7 protein-coding genes are annotated in these 9,237 nt (G+C 51.7%); 5 read left to right on the top strand and 2 right to left on the bottom strand.

The features are described 5' to 3' along the window. Both VMT71_10720 and VMT71_10715 read right to left on the bottom strand, forming a co-directional pair. A partial coding sequence (locus VMT71_10720; protein HVN24433.1) for a 3-keto-5-aminohexanoate cleavage protein occupies positions 1–825 on the bottom strand: 825 nt, incomplete at its 3' end. A gap of 115 nt (positions 826–940) precedes the next feature. After that, a complete protein-coding gene (locus VMT71_10715) occupies positions 941–2,185 on the bottom strand; it encodes a hypothetical protein (GenBank protein HVN24432.1) in 1,245 nt (414 codons plus the stop codon). Between the two features lie 145 nt (positions 2,186–2,330). Here VMT71_10715 and VMT71_10710 point away from each other — a divergent pair, with 145 nt between their 5' ends. From VMT71_10710 to VMT71_10690, 5 genes are all read left to right on the top strand, one after another. Continuing rightward, positions 2,331–3,104: a helix-turn-helix transcriptional regulator gene (locus VMT71_10710; protein HVN24431.1), complete on the top strand. Its 774-nt coding sequence runs from the start codon at positions 2,331–2,333 to the stop codon at positions 3,102–3,104. A gap of 304 nt (positions 3,105–3,408) precedes the next feature. Continuing rightward, on the top strand, positions 3,409–5,136 hold the full coding sequence (gene polX, locus VMT71_10705) for a DNA polymerase/3'-5' exonuclease PolX (protein HVN24430.1): 1,728 nt from the start codon (positions 3,409–3,411) through the stop codon (positions 5,134–5,136). Then, positions 5,120–5,761: an endonuclease III gene (gene nth, locus VMT71_10700; GenBank protein HVN24429.1), complete on the top strand. Its 642-nt coding sequence runs from the start codon at positions 5,120–5,122 to the stop codon at positions 5,759–5,761. Before polX ends, nth begins: the two co-directional genes overlap by 17 nt. Before the next feature lie 226 nt (positions 5,762–5,987). Beyond that, the gene (locus VMT71_10695; protein ID HVN24428.1) at positions 5,988–7,883 is read left to right on the top strand and encodes a transketolase; all 1,896 of its coding nucleotides are present in this window, start codon (positions 5,988–5,990) and stop codon (positions 7,881–7,883) included. 161 nt (positions 7,884–8,044) lie between these two features. Beyond that, positions 8,045–9,237, top strand: a 1,193-nt coding sequence (locus VMT71_10690; GenBank protein HVN24427.1) for a hypothetical protein, incomplete at its 3' end; no start/stop codon positions are given.

The raw sequence follows: 9,237 nt of genomic DNA, 5'->3' as shown, positions 1-9,237 counted from the left end.
ATCACGTCCCATCTCTTTAGAAATACGTGCGATTTTCGCGACCATCTGGGCGCTGTCATTGGCGAGCACACCTTTTTCAATGTGCACGCCGTCCTCGAGCCCGGTTCTCACATGTCCGCCGAGTGCTATTGCCACAGCTCCTAATGTGTAAATATTGAGACCTGCTGCAATCAGCGACCATGTAGCGTTTGGCGGTATGGAGTTTTTCAGGAATACAAGATTTTCTGCTGTTGCCTGCAGTCCACCCAGTACACCAAGTACAAACTGAAAGTGGAGCGGCTCGCCAAGCGCATCTAGCGACCGGAGTACCAGAGCGTTATTGATCATGGCCGTATCATAGATTTCAAGCTCGGGAACTACAGTATGCTTTTTCAGCGTGTCGGCGAAATGCAGCATGCTTGCCCAAGGGTTCATCTGAACGTCATTCAAAGTGAACTCCCTCTTTTTTCTGTCGAGCATGCCGACATTGAGAGAGCCGCAGTTGAGAGAGGCCATTTCCGGTTTCACTTCCGGATCAGTTGCCAGCTCGGGAATGATGCCGATTCTGTCTTCCAGTGCGATGCCGGGTCCTCCCCCTGTACTGGTATTGATCACAATGTCACATTCGCTTCTGATAATGCGGATAATCTTTGCGAAAAGTTCTGCCTTCTGAAGCGGATGACCGGTCACAGGGTCCCGGGCGTGCAGGTGGACCACACTGGCGCCTGCCTTGCAGCTGTCGATGGCTGCCCGGGCTATTTCTTCGGGCGTGTGAGGCAAGTTTGGGTTGTGTTGCCTGGTGGTCAGGGCGCCTGCCACAGCTGCAGTGATGATGAGTTTTTCCAAAATAACCCCCCACAATGTCAGGCCGCGTGCCCTTATTTTGTCAGTTACAGCCGATCATCCATCATACCAGACATCTGGTAGAAATAACACAATCTCGCATGAAAATGAAATTCGCTCATTTTTCAGCCAGGACTTCTGCTGCGATTCTTTCAAATACGTCATCAGGGATTGACCATTTTCGGGCTATAGCCTCGCGTTTGACCCGTTCTACCATCTCAGCTACCTGCTCTTTTGTGGCGGTGAGACCGCGGTCCTCCAGCTTTTTCTTAATGCTGGTCCCTCCGCTCATCTTTCCCAGGATCACGTTAAAACCTTTGCGGCCGATCAGTTGCGGTGAAAACGGCATGGTGGAGTAAGGCCTCTCAGATTTGCTCATGCGCAAGGCCATATCAACGACCATCCCTGATTCGTAAGTAAACTCGTTATCTCCTGTGACCGGCTTGTTCATGGGAACGGGTATCTTCGCTATCTCTGAGACGAGCCGGGTTGTGGGATAGATGCGGTCAAGTTTTACTCCTGTGTCAACACCGAGAAGCAGTTCCAGTCCTATCACCACTTCTTCAGTGGCAGCATTCCCCGCTCTTTCTCCGAGAGCGTTGATGGAAGTGTGCACGGTCGATGCGCCTGCCGCCACTCCTGAGAGCATGACTGCAGTCGCGAGGCCGAAGTCGTTATGTGCATGCATCGCTATGGAAACGCCCGGCACCCATTCACGCACCTTCTTCACCATGTGCATTGTGGTCCAGGGCAGCGCCATACCCATGGTATCCGTATAGGTCACTTCATCCACACCGGCATCGTTGACGACACTCTTGTACATTCTCTCCAGGAACTGAAGTGGCGCCTTGGTTGCCTCCCAGGGCATGACGGACGTGTACATACCGTTCTTCTTGGCATGTGCAGCGGCCCTGACCAGTTTCTGTATCATCTGGTTTTCATCGAGACCCCAGACGACCTGTCCAAACCAGGGTGAACCAGGACATTCGACCACAATGCCGTCCGCCCCGTTCTCGAGCGCGAAATCGACCTCCTTCTCGTCCCATCTGCTGAGAAAAACGATTTTGGTTTTGCGCCCGCCACGACGCATCTTCACCAGTTCTCTGGCCACTTCCCGATCATCATCTGAAATTATGGGTAGCAGCTCGACGCTGTATACTCCCATGTCATCCAGTGCTTCATAAATTCTGAGCTTTTCATCGGCTTTGAGAACCACATGGGGCGCCTGCTCAGCTTCTCTCAGAGTTACGTCATGAATCCGGACCTTCTCCGGAGCCGATAGCTGTGCTCGCACTTCAGGAAGGAAATTGAACTCGGTTACCCAGAACTTATCCGTGAACCACTTGCCCGCTTCATTGGCCATGAGTAGACCTCCATTCGATCCTTAACGGTTCTATCTGATTTTCTCCAAAATCGTAGCAAAGTTCTCAACCTGTAACCATACCTGAAAACAGTGATTTTCAATCATTGACAGGGCATTGTTTCGCAGATATACTGAGCACAGAAAAATGTCTTTACCGGCAAACAAAGATCTGGGTGCTCTTGCCAACGAAGATTTGCAAGATATCTTCAACATCATTCATTCAGCCAATTGTCACGTGAGTCTTTCTGAAATGCGAACAGAGGTGCTTGGCTGTTTGCGAAAGGCTTTTCGGGCGGAAGGGGCGGTATTTTTTCTTGGTGACCGGGAGCTCCGGGCAATCGACAATGATAGCATGACCGGAGTGGGTATAAACCCAGGGTATCATGAGAGATGGGTGCGCTATTACAGCCATCACGACCCGTTTCAGCAGGGCAGGTCGCCTGCTGCTCACGCAGTCTGCAAGGTTGATGACATCCTTCCCTACAAAAGGTGGATGAATCTAAGGATTTATAACGAGTTTTATAAGCCGCAGAACATCCACTACAAGCTTTCGCTCTACCTTCGGTCGAGTGAAAAAATCCTTGGCCTGATAGGCATGTTCCGATCGAAAGAGCAGCGGGACTTTTCACAGAGTGATCTGGCGAAAGCGCGCATTCTCGTTCCTCATCTGACAGCGGCTGTGGATAACGCCCTTCGTTTTAAAGAACTTATGTCAACGACACACGATCTCAAAGAGTACCATCTCACCAAAAGGGAGATCGACGTCATTCGTTGTGTTTGCCAGGGCTTGACGAACGACGAAATCGGCAAGCGATTGTATATAAGCAGGTTCACGGTCGAAACCCACCTGAAGAACGTCTTCGATAAAACCGGTGTCAAGCATAGAGCCGGTCTGGCCGGCCTTTTACCGTCACTCTAAAGTCCAGTAGCCCGGGTCCCGAAGGTACTCACTACTTAACCATATACGACTTGCTGAATCGTCTGAATGCTATGGCTCATTTCGCCCGACGCTAACAAGGTATCGCCGGGGGAGTCGTCAGCCTCGACCAGCGTTTAGCAATTGGTTGGAGAATCTAATTACTAATTTTGGATTCAAGATGGAGACCGAGGCGCTCCGAGGACTGGACTCACGAAGGCGTACCTTGGGGTACGTCGAGTAAGAACAGGCCTATGGGCAACGAAGGTATACGCTTGAATCGAAAATTAGTATTAAGATAATGATTATGGCTCCGCGATCTATCCCCGCTCTTCTCGAACAGATAGGCAATCTTCTTGACCTGAAGGGCGAAAATGCCTTCAAGGTGAGGGCCTACCAAAACGCTGCCCGGGCGGTCGCAGAGGTCGATGACCTCGATGAGGTGATACGAACGGGACGTGTAAGGGAGATCAAGGGCATCGGGGATGCAATAGCGAAAAAACTGGAAGAATATGTAACCACAGGCACCATGACCTACTATGAAGAGTTGACCAAAGAAGTGCCGGTCGGCCTGCTTGAACTGCTGGAGATTCCCAATCTGGGCCCGCGCAAGATCAAACAACTTCATGACGATCTCGGCATCACGAATGTAGGCGAGCTGGAGTATGCAGCAAAAGAGAACAGGCTGGCATCACTCTTTGGGTTCGGCGCCAGAACTCAGGAGAAGATTCTCAAGGGCATTGAGTTCGTCAAAAAGCACAAGGGAGAGTTTCTCTACGCTGAGGTCTACCCGGTCGCTCTTGCTATCAAGGAAAGCTTCCACAAGATCATAGAACCGGAACAGGTGTCTCTCTGCGGCAGTATCAGAAGGAGAAAAGAAATCGTCAGGGACATAGACATTCTCGTGGCAGGAGAAAAAGTTGATGAGCTCTCAGCTCATTTCCGGTCGCTCCCTGCTGTGGAAGATGTTATTGCCGAAGGCGAAACCAAAACCTCGGTGCGTCTCTATCAGGGCATTGAAGCTGATTTGCGAGTGGTGGACGCACAATCATACCCTTTTGCCCTCATCTACTTCACGGGGAGCAAAGAACATAATGTGAAGCTCCGGGGCATTGCAAAGAAGAGAGATCTCAAGCTCAACGAGTATGGCCTTTTCTCAGATAGCCGATCCGAGCCTCTGCGCAGCGAGGCAGAGGTTTACGAAGCTCTCGGCCTTCCTTTTATCCCTCCGGAACTCCGGGAGGACATGGGTGAAATCGAAGCGGGGCAGCTCCGTGCACTCCCGCAACTGATAAGCACTGCCGATGTGAGAGGCACGTTCCACGTACACACGGAGATGAGCGACGGAGTGGACAGCTTGGATGCGCTGGTTGAGGCGGCAAAGAAGAGAGGGCTATCCTACCTCGGCATTGCAGATCACTCGAGGAGCGCCTATTACGCAGGCGGACTGAAGGGTGATGCCATAAGAAAACAGTGGGACGAGATAGCCGTTTTTAATAGCGAGCACCCAGATTTTTGTCTCTTTAAAGGTATAGAGAGTGATATACTGCTCGACGGGAGCCTGGACTATGATGATGAGCTGCTGAAGGGCTTTGATTTTGTCATCGCCTCTGTTCACTCCAGCTTCAACCTTAGTCAGGCTGACATGGAAAAAAGGATCATCAGGGCCATGAAGCATCCCTGCACGACCATGCTGGGTCATCCAACTGGAAGGCTTCTTCTCGCGCGTGATGGCTACCGCATCGACATGAGGAACATCATCGAGGCGGCGGCCGCGCATCACGTGATCCTCGAGTTAAATGCAAGTCCCTACCGTCTGGACATCGACTGGAGATACTTGAGGATGGCTAAGGAGCATGGCGTGATGATTGCCATTAATCCTGATGCCCACTCGGCCAGCGGCCTTGACGATATGTACTATGGGGTCAACATAGCCCGGAAAGGATGGCAGGAAAAAAGCGACATACTCAATACACGCACAGCCGAAGAAGTAAAAAAGATTTTCGGGGAGATGCGCCATGAAAAAGGATGTTAAGGGTATCTTCGAAAAATTAAAGAAGATGCATGGCAAGCCCAGAGCCGAGCTAAATTTTTCCAGCCCGCTGGAACTGGTGGTTGCAGCGATTCTTGCGGCGCAGTGCACAGATGAGCGTGTCAACAGGGTGACCGAGTCTCTCTTCAAGAAGTACCGGAAGCCAAAGGACTACACAAAAGTATCTGATGCTGAGCTTGAGGAAGACGTGAAGCCGACGGGCTTTTTCAGAAACAAGGCCCGGAGTCTCAAGAATTTTGCCGATGACATAGAGAAAAGGTTTGGCGGGCGCGTACCCGAAGACGTGGAGACGCTCGTTACCATCAAAGGCATAGGCAGAAAGACTGCCAACATGGTGGCAGGTCTCGCCTTCGGCAAGCCCGCGATAATAGCGGACACGCACCTGATACGTGTATCGCAGAGAATAGGGCTCACCAAAGAACATGAACCCGACAAAATAGAAATAGATCTGAAGAGAATAGTGCCTCAAGATTGGTGGACAGATTTTTCTTTGCTTATTACCCTGCATGGCAGGTATATTTGTATCGCCCGCAAGCCGGATTGTCCGCGGTGCCTTCTGCAGAAGGAATGCGATTTTTACCAGGCCGCCGTCAAAGCGGGCAAGTAAGCGGTCCTGTGACCCAGGATGCCGGTTGACGAGGGTATAGGGGGCAAATCCGAAATCCTAATGTCTAAATCGTAAACAATCAGCCAATCTCAAATGACCAAAACAGTAGGGTGTTGTTTTGGATTTTGGTGATTGAATATTGTTTTGTAATTAGAATTTTCGATATTCGAGATTAACGGCCATTCGGTCAGGAACAAAAGTTCATCAGGGACGGAGGGAGTTAGTTATGGCATTTGATCAGGAAACGTTGACGAATGAAGAGATAGGACGGCTTAAAGAGCTTGCGCGCTTGGCGAAAGGCGACATAGTCAAAATGACGCGATTGGCAGGCTCAGGTCATCCCGGCGGCTCCATGTCCTCGCTGGACATGTATTTGGTTGTTTTTTCTCACGCAAACCTCAGCGGCGCGATCAGGGATCGGGTGATCGTCAGCCATGGTCACACGTCACCAGGCGTCTACGCCGCTCTTGCGAGGCTTGGCCATCTGCCGGTCGATGAAGTCATAGCTTTCTTTCGAAAAACAGGCAGCCCGTTTGAGGGGCACGTGGTGCGGGGATTGCCGTTCATTGACTGGTCAACAGGAAACCTTGGTCAAGGCCTCTCCGCGGGGTGTGGTTTCGCCCTCGGCTCCAAGCTGAAGAAAGAGGACGGGCATGTCTACGTGCTGATGAGCGACGGAGAGCAGGCAAAAGGGCAAGTCGCAGAGGCGAGAAGATTTGCGAAGAAGTACTGCCTTGACAACATCACGGTTCTGATCGATTACAACCGCATTCAGATCAGCGGGTGCGTGGATGATGTGATGCCCGTCAATATAATTGAGAACTACCTCGCCGACGGATGGGATGTTCTCGAAGTGGACGGTCATGACGCGGGCGAGCTGTATGCGGCATTGCGCAAGGCGCGGCAGACGCAAGTCCCCACGTGCATCCTTGCGAATACGGTCATTGGTAAGGGTGTCCCGTTCATGGAAGGCAAGGCCGAATACCACGGCAGAGCCTTGAATGACAAGGAATATCCTGAGGCTCTCGTCGCTCTTGGAATAGACGATGATTTTGCGCTCTACAAGGAAAAACGTAAAGGAGTGCCCCAATGGAAGCCTCAGGCCGGCGAAAGAGATGGTGCGAGCAGCCTCATTACAGGTGTTCCTTTTACCTACTCTGATGCAGACGGGCTTGATAACCGATCGGCTTTCGGTAAGGCGCTCAAGGATCTGGCGGATAAGAATATCCCTGGAGGTAAGCTCATCGCCGCCTTCGACTGCGATCTTGCGAGTTCTGTGAAAACGTCCGATTTTTGCAAGTGCTCGCCTGACCAGTTCTTTCAATGCGGCGTGCAGGAGCATAATGCAGCTACCATCGCCGGCGCCCTGTCGGCCGCTGGAGTGGTAACGTTCTTCGCTGACTTCGGCGTGTTTGCACTGGATGAAACCTATAACCAGCACAGGCTGAATGATATCAACAAGACTAATCTCAAAGTGGTGGGGACGCACCTGGGTCTTGATGTGGGACAGGACGGCAAGACTCACCAATGCATCGACTACATAGGTCTTACGCGCAACCTTTACAACTTCAGGGCAATAATACCTGCTGACACGAATCAGGTGGACCGGGTTACCAGATACATCGCTTCCACAAACGGCAACTTCTTCATCGGAACAGGAAGAGGCAAATGGCCCATCATCCACGGTGAGAAGGGCGCGCCCTTTTTTGGAAACGGATACGAGTTCAAGTACGGCACAATGGATGTGATCAGAACCGGTAAAGATGCTGCCGTCATCACGTATGGAGGTATGCTGGGGAAAGCGCTGGCAATAAGAGAAAATTTGGCAAAAGAGGGCGTATCTCTGGCTGTGGTGAACATGGCCTGCGTCGACGAAGTCGATGAACAGGTAATGCAGGGGCTTCTCGGCGTTAAGGGAATCTTCACGTACGAAGACCACAATCCCGCGACCGGCATCATGCCCCCGATCGCGTACTACCTGTTGCAAAAAGGGTATAAAGGAAAAGTGGAAAGCTTCGGCGTAAAGGCGTACGGAAAATCAGGCGAGACGGAAGAGCTCTTCAAGGCCGAAGGCCTGGACGTGGAGTCGATGACTCAAGCGCTGCTCGCAGCGGTGAAGTAAGAAAATGAAAGTGAGCAGTAAGCAGTGAGCAGTGGAAGACAGTGACCAGAAAGTGAGCAGCAAACAGTGGAAGACAATGCAACGTGGCGAGTGTGGAGAGCGGACACTCGGCAATAAATGTTTTGAACTGCTCACTTTAAACTTTTATCCCGGAGGGAGAGATGGCGGACAACATTAAGGACATGTACAAAAAAGTAGTCAAGGACAAATTCCCCGACACCATCAAGATCGACATGGGCGGGCAAGTACTCGAGTACCGGAAGAGGGTCTGGAGCATCTACGATGCAGATGAAAAGGCGGACGTGGAGCGGGGCGTCCGGTACGGCGAGAACCCGGATCAGCCCGCAGCCCTTTACGAGCTGGCACACGGCAACATCACGCTGGGCGATGTTCGGTTCTTTGACTTCGATAACGGACTGGTGAGCAGACTTACGGAGAAGGACCAGTTGCAGGTGGGGAAGCACCCCGGGAAAATTAATCTCACGGATGTGGATAATGCTCTCAACATCATCAGATTCCTTGACAAGAAACCTGCGTGCTCGATAATGAAGCACAACAACCCGTGCGGTGCAGCCTACGGATCTACGTCAGCCGACGCATTCGAAAAGGCGTTCTGGTGCGATCGGATTGCGGCCTTCGGGGGGGCGGTGGTCTTTTCGAAGACACTCGATGCTGAAACCGCCAAGGCAATGGTGCCGTATTATTTCGAAGTGGTCTGCGCACCTGAGTATGAAGGGTCAGCCCTCGATATTTTGAAGAAATGGAAGAATCTGAGAATACTCCAGATCAAGGAGATCGAGAGGCTGCAGGCCTACAAGACGAAAAGAATCATTGACTTCAAGTCGCTCATGGATGGCGGTCTCATTATCCAGGAATCGCAGCCCTTCAGGATTAAGGGCAAGGAAGACCTGAAACCGGCACAGGCCACGTACAAGGGGCAGGAGTACAAAATCAAGAGAGCGCCCAGTGAAAAAGAGCTCGAGGACATGCTCTTTGGGTGGTATGTCGAATCAGGCGTAAGCTCCAATTCAGCTCTTTTTGTAAAGAATGAAGCCACCGTGGCCATCGGCACCGGAGAGCAGGACAGGGTAGGCGTGGTCGAGATCGCTACCTTCAAGGCGTACACGAAATTTATGGATGGCCAGGTCTTTAAGAAGTTCGGCGTTCCCTACGCAGTGTTCAAGCTGGAAGCAGAACGGGGCGCGAGAAACATGGGAGACCTGAAAGAGATAGAGGAGTACACGAAGAGTCAGAAAGGCGGCCTCCTGGGGTCTATCGTTGTGTCTGATGGTTTCTTCCCGTTCAGAGACGGCGTTGATGCGGCGATCAAGGAGGGCGCCACCGGTGTAATTCA

This window comes from Syntrophorhabdales bacterium (genome assembly GCA_035541455.1).
Taxonomy (GTDB): Bacteria; Desulfobacterota; Syntrophorhabdia; order Syntrophorhabdales; family WCHB1-27; genus JADGQN01.
This window is presented reverse-complemented; position numbering and strand designations above follow the sequence as displayed.